Source organism: Staphylococcus sp. HMSC063F05 (assembly GCF_001837075.1).
In the GTDB taxonomy this organism is placed as follows: Bacteria; Bacillota; Bacilli; order Staphylococcales; family Staphylococcaceae; genus Staphylococcus; species Staphylococcus epidermidis.
This window is the reverse complement of record NZ_KV831309.1, coordinates 54768-75578: the sequence shown is the minus strand read 5'-3', so window position 1 is coordinate 75578 and position 20811 is coordinate 54768. Positions and strand designations below refer to the sequence as shown.

21 protein-coding genes are annotated in these 20811 nt (G+C 32.5%); 5 read left to right on the top strand and 16 right to left on the bottom strand.

All coding sequences use genetic code 11. The annotated features are described in order from the left end of the window. Nucleotides 1–100 precede the first annotated feature (100 nt). From HMPREF2576_RS01330 to HMPREF2576_RS01310, 5 genes are all read right to left on the bottom strand, one after another. The gene (locus HMPREF2576_RS01330; protein ID WP_002500324.1) at nucleotides 101–1342 is read right to left on the bottom strand and encodes an MFS transporter; all 1242 of its coding nucleotides are present in this window, start codon (nucleotides 1340–1342) and stop codon (nucleotides 101–103) included. A gap of 275 nt (nucleotides 1343–1617) precedes the next feature. Next, nucleotides 1618–1824: a hypothetical protein gene (locus tag HMPREF2576_RS01325; RefSeq protein ID WP_002456765.1), complete on the bottom strand. Its 207-nt coding sequence runs from the start codon at nucleotides 1822–1824 to the stop codon at nucleotides 1618–1620. A gap of 39 nt (nucleotides 1825–1863) precedes the next feature. Further along, complete coding sequence (locus HMPREF2576_RS01320; protein ID WP_070856362.1) at nucleotides 1864–3282, bottom strand: MDR family MFS transporter; 1419 nt, start codon at nucleotides 3280–3282, stop codon at nucleotides 1864–1866. 560 nt (nucleotides 3283–3842) lie between these two features. Further along, a complete protein-coding gene (locus HMPREF2576_RS01315) occupies nucleotides 3843–4088 on the bottom strand; it encodes a hypothetical protein (RefSeq protein ID WP_002485987.1) in 246 nt (81 codons plus the stop codon). A gap of 75 nt (nucleotides 4089–4163) precedes the next feature. Continuing rightward, nucleotides 4164–5060 carry a LysR family transcriptional regulator gene (locus HMPREF2576_RS01310; RefSeq protein WP_002477288.1) on the bottom strand — a complete coding sequence of 299 codons (897 nt, stop codon included), beginning with the start codon at nucleotides 5058–5060 and terminating at the stop codon, nucleotides 4164–4166. Nucleotides 5061–5196: 136 nt separating this feature from the next. Between HMPREF2576_RS01310 and HMPREF2576_RS01305 the strand changes: the two genes are divergently transcribed. Continuing rightward, the gene (locus HMPREF2576_RS01305; protein WP_002485991.1) at nucleotides 5197–6399 is read left to right on the top strand and encodes an MFS transporter; all 1203 of its coding nucleotides are present in this window, start codon (nucleotides 5197–5199) and stop codon (nucleotides 6397–6399) included. A 255-nt stretch (nucleotides 6400–6654) separates the two neighbouring features. After that, the gene (locus HMPREF2576_RS01300) at nucleotides 6655–7251 is read left to right on the top strand and encodes a hypothetical protein (RefSeq protein ID WP_002473413.1); all 597 of its coding nucleotides are present in this window, start codon (nucleotides 6655–6657) and stop codon (nucleotides 7249–7251) included. A gap of 301 nt (nucleotides 7252–7552) precedes the next feature. Here the strand turns inward: HMPREF2576_RS01300 and dhaM are convergent, their stop codons facing one another. From dhaM to HMPREF2576_RS01260, 8 genes are all read right to left on the bottom strand, one after another. Then, nucleotides 7553–7927 (bottom strand): dihydroxyacetone kinase phosphoryl donor subunit DhaM, encoded by a 375-nt coding sequence (gene dhaM, locus HMPREF2576_RS01295; RefSeq protein WP_001830585.1) that lies wholly within the window; start codon nucleotides 7925–7927, stop codon nucleotides 7553–7555. A gap of 3 nt (nucleotides 7928–7930) precedes the next feature. After that, nucleotides 7931–8506, bottom strand: a complete 576-nt coding sequence (dhaL, locus tag HMPREF2576_RS01290; RefSeq protein ID WP_002485981.1) for a dihydroxyacetone kinase subunit DhaL — start codon at nucleotides 8504–8506, stop codon at nucleotides 7931–7933. A gap of 54 nt (nucleotides 8507–8560) precedes the next feature. Beyond that, on the bottom strand, nucleotides 8561–9523 hold the full coding sequence (gene dhaK, locus HMPREF2576_RS01285) for a dihydroxyacetone kinase subunit DhaK (RefSeq protein WP_002467644.1): 963 nt from the start codon (nucleotides 9521–9523) through the stop codon (nucleotides 8561–8563). A gap of 15 nt (nucleotides 9524–9538) precedes the next feature. Further along, nucleotides 9539–10642 (bottom strand): glycerol dehydrogenase, encoded by a 1104-nt coding sequence (locus tag HMPREF2576_RS01280; RefSeq protein WP_001830573.1) that lies wholly within the window; start codon nucleotides 10640–10642, stop codon nucleotides 9539–9541. A 304-nt stretch (nucleotides 10643–10946) separates the two neighbouring features. After that, nucleotides 10947–11912 carry a biotin synthase BioB gene (gene bioB, locus HMPREF2576_RS01275; protein WP_002500328.1) on the bottom strand — a complete coding sequence of 322 codons (966 nt, stop codon included), beginning with the start codon at nucleotides 11910–11912 and terminating at the stop codon, nucleotides 10947–10949. Between the two features lie 289 nt (nucleotides 11913–12201). Beyond that, nucleotides 12202–13077 carry a 5'-nucleotidase, lipoprotein e(P4) family gene (locus HMPREF2576_RS01270; RefSeq protein ID WP_002484650.1) on the bottom strand — a complete coding sequence of 292 codons (876 nt, stop codon included), beginning with the start codon at nucleotides 13075–13077 and terminating at the stop codon, nucleotides 12202–12204. A 107-nt stretch (nucleotides 13078–13184) separates the two neighbouring features. Next, on the bottom strand, nucleotides 13185–13613 hold the full coding sequence (locus HMPREF2576_RS01265; RefSeq protein ID WP_058649704.1) for a FosB family fosfomycin resistance bacillithiol transferase: 429 nt from the start codon (nucleotides 13611–13613) through the stop codon (nucleotides 13185–13187). 103 nt (nucleotides 13614–13716) lie between these two features. After that, on the bottom strand, nucleotides 13717–13941 hold the full coding sequence (locus tag HMPREF2576_RS01260) for a hypothetical protein (protein WP_001830485.1): 225 nt from the start codon (nucleotides 13939–13941) through the stop codon (nucleotides 13717–13719). A 484-nt stretch (nucleotides 13942–14425) separates the two neighbouring features. Between HMPREF2576_RS01260 and argF the strand changes: the two genes are divergently transcribed. The 3 genes from argF (at nucleotide 14426) to HMPREF2576_RS01245 (ending at nucleotide 18112) form a co-directional block, all read left to right on the top strand. Further along, entirely contained in the window at nucleotides 14426–15427 is a 1002-nt protein-coding gene (argF, locus tag HMPREF2576_RS01255) for an ornithine carbamoyltransferase (protein ID WP_002467624.1), read from the top strand. A gap of 22 nt (nucleotides 15428–15449) precedes the next feature. Continuing rightward, entirely contained in the window at nucleotides 15450–16382 is a 933-nt protein-coding gene (arcC, locus tag HMPREF2576_RS01250) for a carbamate kinase (protein WP_001830533.1), read from the top strand. A gap of 164 nt (nucleotides 16383–16546) precedes the next feature. Continuing rightward, nucleotides 16547–18112, top strand: coding sequence for a YfcC family protein (locus HMPREF2576_RS01245; RefSeq protein WP_002456769.1), 1566 nt, complete (start codon nucleotides 16547–16549; stop codon nucleotides 18110–18112). A 269-nt stretch (nucleotides 18113–18381) separates the two neighbouring features. Here the strand turns inward: HMPREF2576_RS01245 and HMPREF2576_RS01240 are convergent, their stop codons facing one another. From HMPREF2576_RS01240 to HMPREF2576_RS01230, 3 genes are read right to left on the bottom strand one after another with little or no spacing between them, the layout of a single operon-like run. Beyond that, nucleotides 18382–19149, bottom strand: coding sequence for an alpha/beta hydrolase (locus HMPREF2576_RS01240; protein ID WP_002470523.1), 768 nt, complete (start codon nucleotides 19147–19149; stop codon nucleotides 18382–18384). Between the two features lie 40 nt (nucleotides 19150–19189). Next, complete coding sequence (locus tag HMPREF2576_RS01235) at nucleotides 19190–19837, bottom strand: ABC transporter permease (protein ID WP_001830555.1); 648 nt, start codon at nucleotides 19835–19837, stop codon at nucleotides 19190–19192. A gap of 2 nt (nucleotides 19838–19839) precedes the next feature. Beyond that, a complete protein-coding gene (locus HMPREF2576_RS01230) occupies nucleotides 19840–20799 on the bottom strand; it encodes an osmoprotectant ABC transporter substrate-binding protein (RefSeq protein WP_001830497.1) in 960 nt (319 codons plus the stop codon). Nucleotides 20800–20811: the final 12 nt, after the last annotated feature.

The window sequence follows — 20811 nt, the reverse complement described above, 5'->3', positions numbered from 1 at the left end:
AAACAATTAGGAAAATAAAAATTAACAAAATCTTAATAAATATAGTTTTATTAAAATTACGAGCAATTTGGTATGAATTGTACATTTCTAATTTAAAAAATTATTGTGAATTTGTATTATTAAAACGACTCACTGCAATGTAAAGTGACATGCCACCTAGCAATAATAAAACAAACATATAGATCCCCATCTCCATTGAAGTTAAAAACACTCCTAATATAATTCCAAATCTTGCAAGTAATTCAGCTAGGTTAAATCCTAAAGCATGCACTGCTGAATATGTCCCTCTTTTATGAGAAGGAACCATTTTAAAACGATTTTCTTCAAGAATTGGAGAATATACCATTTCACCTATCGTCGCTATAATCATAAATATGATAAGTAACGTAAAATCATTAAGATAAGTGAGGTTCGAATATCCAATGACATAAAAAATAATTCCAATCAATAATGCTGTTTTAACATTCATTCTCATAACAATTTTTGAAATAAAATAGGTAAAAATTATAACAATGATTGTATTCGTCATTAATAGAAGTGAATACATTTTAACGCCATTGATATGTAACGAAAACAATATCATCGGATCAAACTCTCGTTTTAAACGCACTGAAATGTACGATGATGCAGATAACTCACCCATTGTTAAAATACTAAATCCTATAATTAGAAGTAGATATGTTGTATCTTTAAATGCTGGTTTATAACTTTTTAATATTTGACCCATGGAGAATTGTTTCTCATTAGCATGATGTGTGTGCGACTGAGTAACAATATTTAAATCTTTAGGCAACCATACGATAAGTGCTATAAAAACCATAATGTAAATGACAAAAGCGATGAAAAACAACATAGATTTATGTGCCCCATACATCAATCCACCTATGAGCGCACCAAAGGCTACAGCAATATTCGTCAGCCAATAACTTATCTTATAAATATATTGCTCAACTTCAGGCGTAATCGCATCCATAATAATCGTGTCCATTATAGGTTGCTGCATGCCTATTGTGATACTAAATATTGCGTAAGCGATACAAAATAAAATGATCTTAAAAGTATGTTGTGATATTGAAATCGCCATAATTACGAGCATTAAACTTAATATAAATTGATAACTAAGTGTTAACGTCTTTTTAGGTAAACGTTCAATAATATGACCTGAAATCAAAGAAATTGGAAAATTTATCATTACAAGCCCAAATAAAAAAAGCCCTGAAAAATGTTGATTGACCATATCTGTTAAATACAACGCAATAAATGGTAAAAATGCCGTGACTATAATATTTTGAAAAAAATCGCATATTAATCGGACTTTTAAAGTTGTACTTAATTGCTTCACATTCATCCTTCTTTCTCTGTTAAAACATATAATACTTTTTAAACCTTTAAAGAAAGTGATTAACCTCATATAAATTAAACGCAATTCAATTTTGCATCACATACTATATATAATCTTTTTTATATTTAAATGCAAGTTTCATATTAAATGAATTGATTAAAAAGTTCTTTCAATTTCTCGATAATCGATTTCATTTTAAATAAAAATATTTCATCAGTTTATTTAAGTGCTGGATGGAGAGGCTTGAATTTAGAAATTATGATGGAATTCATTTTTTATTTAACCACCATTAGTCCATTTGATTTTCTACTAAAAAGCTGAAGTATAAGACATATATTCATAATGCCTTCATTGTGCCACTCTTTGATAGTCGATAGCCAAATTGCTTTGTCTATTGAAATACACTCTGTTAATGCCCAGAAGTTCATCACTGTTTTTACATTATAAAAAACCTGGAACATCGATTTGTGTCCCAGGTTCATCCCATAATTCGGTCTCTCTTATACAGTTTTTTTGAATAATTAATGATTTTTTTCTTCTTTTATGAATAACGCTAAAATAAATCCAATAATGATTAATACTGTAGTAAAAATAAATGCAACATCTATACCATGTACAGTTGCTTCTTGTGTTAGTTTCATTTTTGACATTGTCGAGTGTGAAGCTGTATACTGTTTTGCCACTATTGATAGAATCGTCACACTAACCGCTGTACCCATAGCACCTGCAATGATGCGTAAGGAATTCATAATTGCTGTACCATGTGAGACATCATCTGACTCAAGTGCATTCAGTCCAACTGTATTAAGAGGCATAACTAATAATCCTAACGCAATCATTCTTATAGTGTAAACAAGAATAACAAACCAATATGGCGTTCCTGTAGTAAGGAATGAATATAAGAATGTCATACTAATGAGTAAGATAAAACCAGGTATCACAAGCACTTTAATACCATGCTTATCAAAAATTTTTCCTGTATAAACCATCGTTAATCCATTAATGACCGCGCCTGGAAGTACAACAACACCTGATAGTAATGCTGATTGACCTAAACCTGTTTGAATGTAGATAGGTATGAGTAACGCAGGACTTACCATCGTAATATATACAAGCATTGAAGAAACAGCTGAAAGTGTGAACACTTTATTTTTAAACACACGCATATTTAACAATGGATGTTTTAATTTAAGCTGACGCGTTGTAAAAATTATGATAATGGCTATACCGAGTACAAATGTCACAATGACAGGTAGAGAGGTGATACCAAACGTACTCACGCTACTAAATCCGAATAATATTAAACCAAAGCCGAAAGTAGAATAAACTACAGAAATTTTATCAAGAACAATGTCTTTTGTTTTTGTATTATTTTCTACGAAGAAGAAACCTAAAATAAAAGCTACCGCAGCAATTGCTGAAACAAAATAAAAAGGCATTCTCCAACTAAATAAATCTACGAATAATCCAGTTAACGTTGGACCAATAGCAGGTGCACTTTGTACAACCACACCTGCTAATCCCATCGCAAACCCACGTTGTTCAGCAGGAAATAACGTAAATACTGTAAACTGCATCAATGGTAAAAGGATGCCGGCACCAATCGCTTGGATAATCCGAGATATCATTAAAATAGAAAAAGTAGGTGAAAATGCCGCTACAATAGATCCTAGAAGAAAAATAGCCATTGAGAAAATATATAAATGGCGTGTCGAATATTTATCCATTAAAAAAGCAGTGAGTGGAATCATAATACCGTTAACAAGCATAAATCCGGTAATTAACCATTGTGCTGTTGTTTCTGTGATGTTCAGTCCTTTGATGATTGCTGGTAGTGCAGTGTTTAAAATAGTTTGATTGAGCATAGACACAAAAGCACTAATGAGCATTACCGTAACGATAGCATTACGTTTAGAAGTCGTCATCGAAATGTTAGACATAGAATGGTACTCCTTTCAAAATGAAGTTGTAGACACCAAACTTAAGATTGTGTGGAAGACTATTACAGAAACAAGTTGGTAGGTATAACATGAATGGTAGTCTTACTTGAACATTAACAAGAATTATTACTACATTGTGAAATATATCCTAGAAGTCTTATATAAGTACTTAACTGTATAAAATGATTAAAAATTAACAGAAGTAAAATAAAATTCGTATCGAATAGGATGAACTACACATTTCAATAGAATGAGTTAAATCTTGTTATAATCACATTTTAGTTCTATCCTCATATGTGAATACATAAAAATACCGAGACATTTGATGATGTCTCGGATATTTATCATATATCACTAGTTGATTTATCTACATGCCTTTTCAAGTCCAAACTTACTAGCGTCATCATTTACACAACACTATTTAATAACAAAACGCTTTTCGTTAAACTTAATCCTCACGTTGTTATTTATGATGTTCAACTTTATTTATATGATATAAAGCCTGAAAATTTCTCAACGACTGTTATGCCATAATCATCTTGAGGGATTACTAACTTCCTTTATTTATCCTTTTGTGCTCTATGCCACTCCTCTGCCAAGAATAATAGAGCCACAATACCTATAATAATAACGCCAATCAGTTTCATATGTATAATATCGGCTTGATACATATATATAAGACTTGCAATCACACCAACAGGCACAATAAGGCCTAAAATTTTATTTCCCGTACGCGATAAAAAGTAATGAATAGCAAGCAAAATAGCGTATATAATGACTGGTAATATGTTCTGTAGATGAATCATAAAATTATATCCCTCCATAAACATTCATTGAATTGTCTTGCGCATTTATTGTCTATCTTAACGTATTTAAAACGGTTACTCATTTTTCTTTAAATAGTGAATGAATTCTAATACTATTTGTTGTTTTGACTTTTCTTTATTTACAATCGCTATAAAATTTACTACATAATCAAATGGTTTACCTAGGGTTACTGACTCTATGAGTTCGTTATCTAAAAATGGTTCATTTTCAAGCATTAACGCTGAAACGATACCTACACCTAAACCTTCAGCAACTGTTCGCATAAGAACAATTGGATTAGTGGTTTTAAAAATAATCTTAAGTGGATGGTGCGTTTCTTCAAATTTCTTCAAGTGATGTTGGTAAAACTCACGATCATATAGTACAAAAGGATATTGTTGAATTTCTTCCAAATTAACATATTCTTTGAAAGTTAATTTAGACTTTTTAGGAACAATCAATCTAAAATGAGAGGTTAAATTAAGTGAGTGTTGTGATACTTGACTATCTTCATCCTCTCGTTCTGTAACACCTATCAGACCAATATCAATGTCACCATGATTAACCAACATTTTTATTCTATCTTTATCAGCTTCAATGACTTCAACATCAACATTAGGGTGGTTAGCTTTAAATTGAGATAAAGCTTTGGGTAGTATTTTATGAAAGAGAGTTGGAATCGTACCAACTCTAAGTGTTCCTTTAATATTTGTCTTCATCATAGCTATTTCTGATAATAGTGCATCTTTAGACTCTAGTATCTCTAATATAAACGGTATTAAACGGTTTCCTGCTTCTGTTAAAGTAGTTCCTTTTCTAGAACGCGAAAATAATTTATATCCTAATTCTTTTTCTAAATTTGTGAGAGATTGACTCATTGCAGATTGGCTAATATGTATGCTTTCACTCGCTTGAATCATTGATTCCAATTCATATAGCTTTTTTACGTATGCTAACTGTTCAAAGTTCATAATTCTCTCCTTTTATATAAGCTTTACTTATATTATATTAATCAATTCTAATTATACATTAGTATATCCGATATATATAATAGATGTTATGACAACATTAAGAACGTAGAATTTCATTATATTGAGGAGGGATAGCATGTCGAATCAATCAACGAATAACCGTTTGTGGACGAAAGACTTTATATTTATTACTTTCGTTAACTTATTCATGTATTTAATTCATTACATGTTGGTCGTAACAATCACTGAATATACTATTGATAAATATCATGCCTCTGAAAGTATAGGTGGATTAGCTGCAGGTATATTTATTATTGGTATGCTAGCTGGACGTTTAGGTTCTGGCAGAATCATAGATCACTTACAACCTAAAAAGGTCTTACTTTACGGCGTCATCTTTTCAATTATTACGATAGCATTATATTTCACTATCACAAGCCTATGGATTCTTATGTTGATTCGATTTATTCATGGCATAGCCTTTGGATTCTCATCAACGGCAACAGGAACCATTTCATCTCGAATCATCCCAGAGAATCGAAAAGGTGAAGGTATTGGTTATTATGGATTAAGTGTAACACTTGCTTCTGCTATTGGCCCTTTTATTGGATTAGTATTTAATAACCATTTAGGGTTTAAATCTATCTTTGCTATCAGTCTATTAAGTATTCTTATAGCATTTGTATTAAGTATTTTTATTAAAAGACTACCTGTACTTAATCATAATCTCGAAGCTAAAGATCAACCAAGTGGTATGCACGCTTACCTGCAAAAAGAAGCACTACCTATTTCTTTGGTAGTCATCTTAATTGGTGTCGCTTATTCTAGTGTTTTATCATTTTTATCTATTTACTCTGAAAAAATCAATCTCGTTACTACATCAAGTTTCTTCTTCATTGTCTTTGCGATTGTTACGTTTATCACACGCCCATTTACAGGTAAAATTTATGACAATTATGGTGAAAACAAAGTAATGTATCCAGTTTTACTGAGCTTTACATTTGGGCTTATTATTCTCGGTTTTACTCATACAAGCATAATTTTGCTTATTGCAGCTGCATTCATCGGCTTTGGTTATGGCACTATCGTACCTACTGCTCAAGCAATTGCAATTCAACAATCACCTGCAAATAAAATGGGCTTAGCAACGTCAACATTTTATATCTTTGCGGATTTCGGTGCGGGTATGGGGCCATTTATTTTAGGTATCATCATACCATTTATTGGTTATCGTCAATTATATATGGCAATGGGGATGCTTGTTATCATAGCACTTATTCTGTATTACTACGTTCACGGTAGAATGCACAAAAATCCATTCAACAAAAGAGAATATTGAAATTATTCCAAATAATTTTTAATTAAAACACCGTATAAATTTATTAAATAGCCACTTAGGGTTGAAAGTTAAAATCTCTAAGTGGTTATACTATTAAAATATGATAACTTCATTTTCCATTCAAATTATATTAATACCAAGTTTGTATAATAAAAAAAATATATGTTAACACTTAAATATAAGCACAGTTTTTTTGCAATACACAATATATAGTATTATCATATGATTATAAAATATTTAATAGAGGTGATATTGTTGAGTGAATTTTTAGCTGCAATAGTCGGAGGCATTTTTACTTTAGCAGGTACATTTATAGCACTTTGGTTCCAATTTAGAAAAGATGATAAAGATAAAAGAAAAGATTATCATAACGATCAAGTTAGTTCTTTAGATGTTACAGCTTATAAAGCTGCAAAAGTAAGAAATAACTACTTAAATTTCGAAACTTCTAACTTTAGTAAAGAAAATACAATGGAAATTTATCAAGATATTGAAACAGATTTTAAATCTCTTGATACCCATGTTCAAAATTTAATTTCTCTAATGAGTCATCATAGCGATCAATCGAATACAATAATACAAAAATTATTAGGTAGCTATGAACCAGTCGAAAATCAATATAACAAACTTAAAGTAGCTTATAAGATTTATCACCATCAATATAATACACCGGATTTTGATAAAAATGGCATCACTTTCTCTAAAAGAAAACTAGACATCGAAATAGATCAATTTATAGATAAATTAGAAGCATTTGCTAAAACCGAATATGCTAATCACCAACTATATAAACCAACACTAAATCCTACTGTAGATAAATCCGACGCAATTTATAAAAATAAAAAATATTAACTTCATCAAACTTTGTCATATGTGACCAACACATGAAACATTATAAGACAGAAAGCAATATTCCTTAATAATTCTTATACAAACAAATTTTCCTTTATGTTTTGAGATTATTTATCTTTTTCGATTTTATAATTTTTACAAATCTTTTAGCTATTTAACCAGAAATATATTTACAATATCTTCGTTAACGCTACATCTTACTTTTAGTATGTATACTAACATTAAAAACTAGGAGCACCATAACTAACTAGCTATGGTACTCCTAGCGACAATTTCAATATTTATGCTCTATCTTTACATATTATTCTTCAGGATATTTAGCTCTTACTTCAGAGATAACACTATCCATACTCATATTTGATTTAATTCCTACACTTGCAATAAAGCTTCCTTCAACGATTGGCGCTTCCATTTTAACAATTTTGTGGTCACCTTCGTACATTTCTAAAGCTGTGTCTAAATTCATACCTGCTGAACCGATGTCATAGAAACAAAGCGCATCATTTTCAAGTCCATTAATTACAGAGACGATTTGATCAAATGATGTACCGATTTCATCGTCACTTAAGCCACCAACGGCAATAAGGTCAACACCACCGTCAGTCATTTGATTGATTAATTGTTTAACACCTTCTGCGATTTTATGACTATGACTTACTACTACTATAGATGTCATGACTTACTCTCCTCCTATAATTGCATTAAGAATATAAACACTACTTTGTGCACCAGGATCAATATAACCTTTTGAAGCTTCGTTAAAATATGATGCACGGCCTTTAGTAGCTACCATATTTTTGGTTTCATTAGCAAATGATTGTAGTTTATCTAGATCTACTGTTTCATTTTTTTCAACAGCTTCTCTCGCACGTTCGATAACATCATACATCGTTTTTTCATTTAATTCGACTTTACCACGTTGTTGAATGCCATCAGCAAACGCTTTAAGTACCTCTTTAAGATTATCATGATCAATTTCATCATTCACTGCACTCGCCATTTTGATAAAACCAAATCCGTATAATGGTCCAGAAGCACCACCTACGTTAGACATTAATGTCATACCTGTTGATTTAAATAGCGCTTGCATACTTTGATCATCTATTTTTTCTTTTAAGTGTTCGAAACCTCTGACCATATTTACACCATGATCTCCATCACCGATAGCTCTGTCTAAATCAGTCAGTTCACTTTCTTTTTCTTTAAAAGTATTTTCTAAATCTAATAAGCGTGCTTTGATATCTGCTACATTCATTCTCTAAGTCACCTCAAAATTTAATATATATTTATTACTTATTGAATCTTAAAATTAGAAATATTTACTTGCTGTAGGTGCAGCTAAAGCTTCACTCAATTCTTCACTGAAGGGGAGTACAGTTATAGAGAAGCCTTGCATGTCTAACGCTGTCATATAGTCACCTACGAACCATTGTTTAACATCAATATCATTCTGATTGAATTGTTCATCTAGATATTTAGTAACTATATTTAATTCTGATAGTGGCGTACCACCCATACCGTTAACCATTACGATTAAAGGTTTTTTCTCAATTTCTTTGTATAATTGATCGAGTAAACGTTCAACAATCACGTTAATAGGTTGTACGTCTTCACGATGTAAACCTTTTTCACCGTGAATACCGATACCAATTTCCATTTGATTGTCTTCAATATCGAAACCGTTTTTACCAGTTGTGGGTACCATTGGAGGCGTTAATGCCATACCAATACTTTTAATATCTGGTAAAAGTGCCTCAACTTTAGATTTGATTTCATCAAGTGCAACACCTTTTTCAGCTAGGTATCCAGCATATTTATGCACAAATACTGTACCCGCTACACCACGGCGTTTTTCCGGGTCAGAAATAGCAATATCATCTCTGACAATAACACTTTCAACTTTAATATCTTCCATTTGAGCCATTTCTTGAGCCATTTCAAAGTTCATAACGTCTCCTGCATAGTTTTTAATAACAAGTAGAACGCCGTCACCATTGTCCACAGCTTTAATGGCATCTAATATTTTATCAGGTGTAGGTGAAGTGAAGATTTCTCCACATACAGCTGCATCGAGCATGCCTTCTGCTACAAATCCTGCGTGTGCAGGTTCATGTCCACTGCCGCCCCCAGAAACGAGTGCAACACCTGATTGTTTTTTATGCTTTCTAACAACAATAGTGTCAGATACAACTTCAACATCGTTGTTTGAAACTGTAATTCCATCAAGCATATCTTTTAAAATTGTGTTTTTATCTTGAATTAACTTTTTCATTCAAAGCGACTCCTTTTAGTTGAACTGACTTTTAGATAAATCATTAACAGTTAAAATTGCGTCTGCGATTTCATCAGCAGTGATTTTATCACTTAAGTTAGCAAACGTATCATTTGGTGTTAATGCACGTTCACCTACTTGAACTAATTCTTCATAACTTGTGTTTTCAATGTGAAGACCTTCTAATGTTGTTGGCATATTGATATTATCGAAGAATGTTTTGTATTTCATGAATTTTTCAGTTGGCGCATTTTCAAGTACTAATTGTACTAAAATACCGTATGCCACTTTTTCACCATGAGTTAAGTGGTGGATATCTCCTTCTAAAGCTGTGAATCCATTATGAATTGCGTGTGCACCTGCTAATCCGCCGTTTTCAAATCCTAAACCTGAAAGTAATGTATTGGCTTCAATCACAGCATCTACTTGTGGTGTCACGATATGTTTTTCTACAGAAGTATAAGCACTGTAACCATATTCAAAAATAACCTCTTCACATTTTTGAGCGATTGCTAAACTTGCTAATGTAGGTTTGCCATGGAACATGTTTTGCCCTTGTCTACGAAGTGTAGATTCAACTTCGATTAATGTTGCTAAACCATCACTCATACCTGATGCAAATAAACGTACAGGTGCTTGTGCAACAATTTCAGAATCTACGATAACTGTATCAGGGTTTTTAGGGTAGAATTCATAACCACTAAATGATCCATCTTCGTTATAAATAACAGATACTGCTGCTGTTGGTGCATCCATTGATGCTGTAGACGCAAAATCGATGACGCTTGCTTTAAGTTCAAATGCTACAGCTTTACCTGTATCTAACGCTTTACCTCCGCCTAAACCAATAACAACGTCAATGTTTTTTTCTTTATATTGTTTAACTATACGTTGAATTTCTTCTTCAGAAGATTCTCCTTTAAATACTTCATATTCAAAATCAACGTTGTTATTTGCTGAGAAACTTTCTTTTATTTTTTCTTCAGTGATATTCCAAACCACTTCATCTGCAATAATCAACGCGTGACTACCAAGACGTTCTGTTTCTTCAGCGATAGAGCTAACAATACCTTTCCCTTGTACATATCTTCCTGGTGATTGATAAATAAATTTAGACATAAGTATTCCTCCAAAACATCTTTTATATTTATATTAAAAAATAAGATTTAAAATGAAATAATGTAATCTCATTCCCCTAATCTTAATTTTTAATAAGTATGGATCATACTGTCTCTCATCTCTCAATTCCTAGTATACGCTTTCAAAAAAAATTTTAAAGGATTATCCATCGAAAATTTAATAGAATTTGATTAAATTGTTGTTAATTCTTTTGAAAAATCATTAAAACAGCGCATGGTTAGTGCATTATGACAATTTATTTAAAACTATATTTACATTTATTGAAAATATTTTTAATTATAATTTAACTGTCGATTTCAAACCCTAAATCTTCAATCATGCGATAATCTTCCTCATTCGGTTGACCGCCTGTAATTAAGTAATCTCCTACAAAAATTGAATTAGCCGCTTTCAATGCGAGTGGTTGTAATGAACGTAGATTTACCTCCCGTCCACCTGCAATTCGAATTTCTTTTGTTGGATTGATTAACCTAAACATCGCTATAATTCTTAAACATTTCATTGGTGACAATAAATCTAATCCACCAAATTTAGTTCCTTTAATAGGATGTAAAAAATTAATAGGAATGCTATCAGCATCAATGGCTCTTAAAGCAAATGCCATGTCAATAATGTCCTCATTCGACTCTCCCATACCACATATCACGCCTGAACAAGGAGAAATATTATTATCTTTCATCATTTCAACCGTATTCACTCTATCCTCATATGTATGTGTAGTTACTACTTCATCGTGATAACGCTCACTCGTATTTAAATTATGATTATAACGATCGACACCAGCAGCCTTTAATTTTTTAGCTTGTTCTTCTTTCGTTAATCCTAAGCACGCACAAATCTTTAGTTGTGGGTGTACCTTTTTAATATCTTCCACTGTTTCGCAAATATGATCGACTTCTCTGTTACTAGGACCTCTACCACTCATAACGATACAGTATGTACCGATTTGATTTTCAGTTGCCACTTGAGCGCCTTCTTTAATTTGGTCCTGTTCAACAAGTGCATAACGTTGCTTTTCTTTCATTTTTACAGATTGCCCACAGTACCCACAATCTTCTGCACAGATACCACTTTTAGCATTTAATATCATATTAAGCTTAACTTTTTTACCATAGTAATGTTTTCTCACTGTATAGGCTTCATTTAATAAATCAAATGTATCAATTTCAGCATTTTCGAAAATAGATATTGCTTCATCTTTTGTTAATGACTCTTGATTTAACACACGTTGAGCTAGGTTTAATGTCATAATCTTTAACTCCTTTTTCTTAAAAATTAGCATTTTCAAATCATTCGATTGCACATTGTAAACTTTTCTATATTATAAGTTTACATTAATCTAGATACGATTGAAAATATTTATAAAAAAAAGGATGGAACAACGCGTACATTGTTTCATCCTCGCAATGGTATAACACGGAATTAAAGTACTCCATGTAAATATAACTTTATTAATTATTAAAGTGTCTGCACACAATACAATAATTATGTGTAAAACTTTCTTTTACTAATAGAAATTTAGTATTTAATGTCAGGAATTATTTTACTTCACCCGTTTTAGGATTAAATTGTTTAATTGATGACTTTCGTAGTTCATCCTTTTCATTCTTACTTATTTCGTATTGATTATGATAAAGTGTCGATTCCCAACTTCCATACATTGGATTTGGGAAAATAATATACTTTTTGCCAAAATCTTTTGCATGCTTCTGTACGAGTTTCTCACGTTCTTTAGCAGTAGATTTTTTAGGATCTGTAAAATCTAACAAATTGTCACCAAATAACATCACTAACTTATGATTTTTTTCGACTTGTTGACGTCGCGATGCTTTACTTTTATCGTTTTTCCCTTTTAGTAAAATATGATTATCTTTCACTTGCGGTAGTCCAATATTTTTTAAATTTTCCTTTGTAGCTTTAAAATCTTTTTCCTTATCACGGTCAGAAATATAGTAAATATCGATACCTTTTTTGTCAGCATATTTTAAGAATGATTTGGCGCCATAAACAGGTTTTGCCTTCGCTGCAGCAACCCATTCATGCCATCCTTCTGGAAAAGACGTATCGTGCATAGAAGCATATCCTTGATATGGTGAATTATCAAGAACTGTTTCATCTAAGTCTAAAGCTATAGCAAGTTTTTTCTTACCTTTATCCTTTTTAATATGTTCATCTAACTGATATTTTGCAGTATTGTATCCCTGTAGATAAAGTGCCTTCGCTTCGGCAGAATTTTGATACCATGAGACAGCCATTACATTTTGTTCACCAAGGTTGGGAGCATTTTGATGTTGTGTCGTTTGATTATGGTTATCTTTAGTATGAGATTCACATGCATATGTATGAATTGGTGCTGAAATTGTAACTGTCGATGCTAATGTAGCTATTGCAATGTACTTTGATAATTTATTCATTGATTCACCTCATTAAAATAATTGAAAATTACAAATTTTAGTATATAGTAATTTTATTACAAAATGAATCATAAATTTTTTCAAAAAATTACATATCAATTAAAATATCAAAACTCATCGTAAAATTGCATATGCGTCTTCTCACATTTATAATATTCCATTCTATTTTTTAATGTTCCAGTATGTAATTCAATTTTATGCCCATCCAGATCTGTAAAATATATCGATTTTTTGTCTTTAATGTCTCTTGGTCGCCCTTTTAAAATATTTACTTGATTCTCTTTAAGCCATTGAATCCACTGTTGAAAATCTTCTTCATCTATGGAGAAAGCAATGTGCGTATAGGAATGACTTATTTCATTCCTTGGTATATTTTTTTCTTGATTCAGTGCAATCCAAGTATGACCAATAGTTAAATATGCTGTCGTTCTACCTGATACTAATAAGTCACCATGTAAAATATCTTTATAAAATTGTATAGAGGTATTTAAATCACTCACTGAAAAACAAATATGATTAACATTTGTTATTTCCATTTATACACTCCTTGTATTAGTGACATTAACATTTAATCTCATGCGTAAAAAAACCTGTAACCAAACGAATGATCACAGGATGTTCTGATATATGATTGAATAATTAATTTAAATAGTGATCCACGTGTTCAAGTCTATAGTGTGAATCTTTCGCTTTCTCATCTTCAAATTCCTTTTTAGTTAATGGAGATAAATGTTCAATCTTGTAATGTAATTTTTTCGCAAACGCTTCAACTTCATCTTGATTATCAGCTGTTACGAACATCGTTAATACATTATCATCAACAATATCTTTATGGTGTTGATAATTCAACTTATACACTTTCATCTTACTGTTCCTCCTATTATACTAATATGCCCTTTTTACTTTGAATGACCTTCAATTTAATTAGAATAATCCACTGTTAGCTTAAATTTCATGTAAGTTGTGGTTTATTGTAAGAGATGTTTCTAAATATAATAAAGAACAAGTGATTAATCAATATAATTTTACAATTATTTTGAGAATTCACTAATAATATAAAGAAGTTACTACGGTTTATTCAACTAACATACCTCTTACATTTTGATTCTAATCTACCTTCATTATTTAAAATGTGTTAAATTCACTTTAATTGAATTTTCTAAATTCTTTAAAGTTGGTTTTAACTTAAACATAAACCTTTTTTGACAAATTTCACACTATTCAAATTCAATGTTAATAAAAAGTTCATTGATTTATTAATAAAAAATTACAATTTTTTAATTAAGTTGAAAACTGCAAGGAAACGCTTACAATAAAATTGTAATTCATTCACAAGGAGTTGTTATTGATGAAAAATTTACGTAACAGAAGCTTTTTAACTTTATTAGACTTTTCACGACAAGAGGTAGAATTTTTATTAACACTCTCCGAAGATTTGAAGCGTGCCAAATATATCGGCACTGAAAAGCCTATGCTAAAAAATAAAAATATCGCGCTTCTTTTTGAAAAAGATTCCACTAGAACACGTTGCGCATTCGAAGTTGCCGCACATGATCAAGGTGCACACGTCACTTATCTTGGACCTACAGGTTCTCAAATGGGAAAAAAAGAAACTGCTAAAGATACAGCACGTGTACTTGGTGGTATGTATGATGGTATTGAGTACCGAGGTTTCTCTCAACGTACTGTAGAAACATTAGCGCAATATTCAGGTGTTCCGGTATGGAATGGATTAACCGATGAAGATCACCCTACACAAGTGCTTGCTGACTTTTTAACTGCTAAAGAAGTATTGAAAAAAGAGTATGCTGATATCAACTTTACTTATGTTGGCGATGGACGTAACAATGTTGCTAACGCATTAATGCAAGGTGCTGCCATTATGGGTATGAATTTCCATCTTGTTTGTCCTAAAGAACTCAATCCGACAGAAGAATTATTAAATCGTTGCGAACGTATTGCGACGGAAAATGGCGGTAACATTTTAATAACAGATGATATTGATAAAGGCGTGAAAGATTCTGATGTTATTTATACAGATGTTTGGGTATCAATGGGCGAACCTGATGAAGTATGGCAAGAACGCCTTAAACTTTTAAAACCATATCAAGTTAACCAAGCATTATTAGAAAAAACAGGCAATCCAAATGTTATTTTTGAACATTGTTTACCTTCTTTCCACAATGCAGAAACTAAAATTGGTCAACAAATTTATAAAAAATATGGCATTAGTGAAATGGAAGTCACTGATGATGTCTTCGAAAGCAAAGCTTCTGTAGTATTCCAAGAAGCTGAGAATAGAATGCATACAATTAAAGCGGTCATGGTAGCAACTTTAGGAGAATTCTAAATTATAGAAGGAAGTGAGTGAAATGGCTAAAATTGTAGTAGCTTTAGGTGGAAACGCTTTAGGAAAATCACCACAAGAACAACTTGAATTAGTAAAAAATACAGCTAAATCCCTAGTAGGATTAATTACTAAAGGTCACGAAATTGTGATTAGTCACGGTAATGGACCACAAGTAGGAAGTATTAACCTTGGTCTGAATTATGCAGCTGAACACGATCAAGGTCCTGCTTTTCCATTTGCTGAATGTGGCGCTATGAGTCAAGCCTACATCGGCTATCAACTTCAAGAAAGTTTACAAAATGAACTTCATTCAATGGGCATAGATAAGCAAGTTGTCACACTAGTTACCCAAGTAGAAGTTGATGAAGGCGATCCAGCTTTTAATAGTCCAAGTAAACCCATCGGTCTGTTCTACACTAAAGAAGAAGCAAATCGTATTCAACAGGAAAAAGGTTATCAATTTGTAGAAGATGCTGGTCGAGGTTACCGTCGCGTTGTACCATCACCACAACCAATATCTATTATCGAACTGGAAAGTATTAAAACTCTAGTAGAAAATGACACACTCGTCATCGCTGCAGGTGGAGGTGGTATACCAGTCATTCGCGAACAGCATGATAGCTTTAAAGGTATAGATGCCGTCATCGATAAAGACAAAACAAGTGCATTATTAGGTGCTGATATTCACTGTGATCAACTCATTATTTTAACAGCGATTGATTATGTTTATATCAACTATCATACTGACCAACAACAAGCACTTAAAACAACAAATATAGATACGCTTAAAACATATATTGAAGAAGAACAATTTGCCAAAGGCAGCATGCTACCTAAAATCGAATCTGCCATCTCCTTTATTGAAAATAATCCTAACGGTAGCGTGCTCATCACATCATTAAATCAATTAGATGCAGCACTAGAAGGTAAAATTGGCACACTCATTACAAAGTAACGTTTTAACGTATAAGTAGAAATTAATTTAATCATATTCATACAGTGCATCCTGTTATTCCACTCCTCTCCATTTCATACAGGGTGCACTTCCTTAATCAATCATGTAAAATACTAACCAAATTCAATTGATAGGCTTTTATTTTAGGTTAACTGTCGAAGGAGATGAAACCGTTGGAACAAGCGATCAATGATAATAAAAAGAAAAAACGTTTTAACTTTAGAATGCCAGGTGCATTTATGATTCTCTTTATCCTAACAGTTGTCGCAGTTATAGCAACTTGGATAATCCCCGCGGGTGCATACTCAAAACTTTCATATGAACCTTCATCCCAAGAATTAAAAATTGTCAATCCTCATCATCAGGTAAAAAAAGTTCCTGGAACACAAAAAGAGCTTGATCGATTAGGAGTTAAAATCAAAATAGAACAATTTAAATCTGGTGCAATTAATAAACCCGTTTCAATTCCTAATACTTACGAACGTCTAAAACAACATCCAGCTGGTCTTGATCAAATTACTAGTAGCATGGTTAAAGGAACCATCGAAGCCGTCGATATTATGGTCTTTATACTTGTTCTAGGTGGACTGATTGGTATTGTTCAAGCGAGCGGGTCCTTTGAATCAGGATTGTTAGCACTTACTCAAAAAACCAAAGGCCATGAATTTATGTTGATTATGTTCGTAGCGATTTTAATGATTCTGGGTGGAACACTATGTGGCATTGAAGAGGAAGCTGTAGCGTTCTATCCTGTACTCGTTCCAATATTTATTGCGCTCGGATATGATTCTATTGTCTCTGTCGGTGCAATTTTCTTAGCAAGCTCTGTGGGCAGTACATTCTCAACAATCAACCCATTCTCAGTCGTCATTGCTTCTAATGCAGCAGGAACAACTTTTACTGATGGTCTTTATTGGAGAATAGGCGCTTGTATCATCGGTGCCATATTTGTTATTAGTTATTTGTTCTGGTATTGTAAAAAAATTAAAAAAGATCCTAAATCCTCTTATTCTTATGAAGACAAAGCAGCATTTGAAAAACAATGGTCTGTGCTCCATGATGACGGTTCTTCTGAGTTTACATTACGTAAAAAGATTATTCTTACGCTTTTCGTCTTACCATTCCCTATTATGGTTTGGGGCGTCATGACACAAGGATGGTGGTTCCCAGTCATGGCATCTGCATTCTTAATCTTTACCATTATCATCATGTTCATTGCTGGAACAGGAAAATATGGGTTAGGCGAAAAAGGCACTGTAGATGCATTCGTTAATGGCGCTTCAAGTTTAGTAGGTGTATCTTTAATCATTGGTTTAGCTCGAGGAATTAATTTAGTATTGAATAAAGGAATGATTTCTGACACAATCTTGCACTTTTCATCATCTATCGTGCAACATATGAGTGGGCCTTTATTCATCATCGTGTTACTCTTTATCTTTTTCTGTTTAGGATTTATCGTGCCATCATCATCAGGATTAGCAGTACTATCTATGCCTATCTTTGCGCCATTAGCTGATACGGTAGGTATACCAAGATTTGTTATTGTTACAACATATCAATTCGGTCAGTATGCAATGTTGTTCTTAGCGCCTACTGGACTTGTAATGGCAACACTTCAAATGTTAAACATGCGTTACTCACACTGGTTACGTTTCGTATGGCCTGTTGTCGCGTTTGTTTTAATATTTGGTGGAGGCTTACTAATTACACAAGTTTTAATATACTCATAATCTTTTAAAAGTGGAAAAAGATTTACCTATTCATAGTTATATCTTTTAGAAATGACGAAAAAAGAACGCCTAGGACATTAATAGTCGTCCTAGGCGTTCTTAGCATATTAGCAGTCGATGCTTAAATAAAAAAGTTCTATATTCAAATTTTACATGCATGGGACGCTTCATTGTTGAAATAATCTAACTCATTCAATACGTACGCTCTCCCACTTCTTTATTAATCTTAACAAAAGCCGTACGAGTTTAACTATATTCTAACATTCTTTTTAAATATGTGATGATGTAAAACGGTCAATGACATCTTCTATTGCTTTATCCCAAAATGCATAATCGTGATTACCTGGCGCTTTTTTAAATTGATATGGAATACCTTTTTCATCTAAATAGTTCACAAAATCAATATTACCTTGATACAGTTCATCTTCAGTTCCACAAGTAATATATAGTTGTGGTAACGCTTGTCCATTGTCTATTGCTTGTTCAACTAAATAGTATGGATCAAAAGATGTCCCCGCGACATGTTGCGTATTACCTACAATCGCTTCTGGAGTAAAATCATACCATTGATATTGACCAAACATAGAAACATCATATGGCGCTGAAAGCATGGCGGCTTTTGAGAAACGATAACTTTGCGTTAATGCAAATTTGATTGCACCATAACCTCCCATAGAGTGACCTGCTATAAAATTATCTTCTCTCTTTTTAGACAATGGAAATATTTGATGAACATAATCATAAACTTCTAGTATATAGTCATAATAACTATGTCCATAAGCCATATTTGAATAGAAACTATGATCAGCATTAGGCATCACCACTGCTAGTTGATGGGTATTCGCATAGCGTTCTATACTCGTATATCTCATATAAGAGGAAGTATCACTTGATAAACCATGTAGCAATAACATAGTTTTTAATGGTTTCGCATTTTCATTTGTATCAAAGTAACTTTTATCTTCTGGAAGAATGACATTAATCATTTGATGCATTCCTAAAGTTTTAGATAAATAATTTAATGTAATATGAGCCATAATCTTGGCTCACTCCTCCCTGTATAAAAAATTAAATCACTTACGTAGCTGGATCTAGCTTTTTCTCTAATAAACGTAATAAAACATCTATAAGTATGACAATGATAACGATAGGTATTGCACCTGCTAGAATGAATAGTGTTCCATCAGTTGCATTTGTACCTCTAATCACAATATCACCTAATGTTGGCGCACCAATAAATGAACCTACAGCTACGACACCAATAGCTACAACAAGGGCAATCCGAATACCACCTATAATAACTGAAAGTGACAGAGGTAACTCAATCATAGTTAATACTTGGTTACGCGTCATACCCATCCCTTTTCCAGCATCTTTAATATTTGGGTCAACTTCATTAATTCCTGTATACGTATTTTTAATAATAGGAAGCAAGGCATATAAGAACACAGTAAAAATGACTGTATTCATACCGAGTCCCATACTAAGCATTAATATCGCTAACATAGCAATAACCGGAACAGTTTGAATAATATTCGCGATAGTAATAATCACACCTGATAATTTACCAAATCTTGCAATGATGATACCAAGAGGTATGCCCACTAAACATGCTAGTAAAACACCGTAAACAGACATTAACAAATGATTAACAAACAATTCCCATAGGTAGCCAAAGTTCATTTGGTAGTAGTGAACGAGTTGTTGTATTAAATTCCCTTCCATGTTTATTGACCACCTTTCTGTTTATCTTTTTTATTGTCATCGTCTTCAAAATAATGATGTTTTTTCAAGAAGTCCTCTGCAACTGTTGCAGGCTCTTTTCCTTTACCATCAGCTTGATAATTTAATTCTTGCATTTGTTCTGTTGATATCTTACCTTCTAATTTTTTAACAATCGGTTTGAGCTCTGGCTTCTCTTTTAACAATTGATCTGATGCAAGTGGACTGGCATCGTATGGTGGGAAGAATCGACGATCATCTTCCAACACTTTTAAATCGTATGCTGAAATACGCCCATCTGTAGAATAACCTACTGCTACGTCTAATTTGCCAGAACTAAGTGCATCGTAAACCAGGCCAATTTGCATGGGTCTCACAGTACCAAAGCTATAACCATATTCTTTTTTAAATGCTGGATAACCGTCACCTTTGCGGTCCATCCATGAACTATCCATACCTACTCTTAAATCTTTCGCATGTTTTTCCAAGTCTGAAACAGTTTCTAAATGATATTTTTTAGCTGTTTCTTTTGTCACTATCAATGCATACGTGTTTTCGAAACCATACGAATTGAAGAAGGTTTGATTGTATTTCTTTTTAAATCCTTCTTGTGTCGCTTTCATGGCCTTTTTAGGATCTTTAATCGGATCTTCTTTCAACGCCCCTGTTAAGTCAGTGCCTGTATAACGCGTACCTGACATATTAGCTTGGCCACTTGTGACAGCATTATGTTGAATCGTACTTGAACCTAAATTATTAATTAAGGTAGGTTTAATTTCACCTTTTGTATCATGTTCAATAAGTAATCTCAGCATGTGCGATATAATTTGTGATTCACTTGTTCCTAAACTTGTGATTCTAACATCGTCATCTGAATGACTATTTTTTAAACCGGGTAAGTTACATCCAGATAACACTGTTAGACATAATACTAAAACAATCAGATATTTTTTATAATTTTTCATATTATCCTCCTT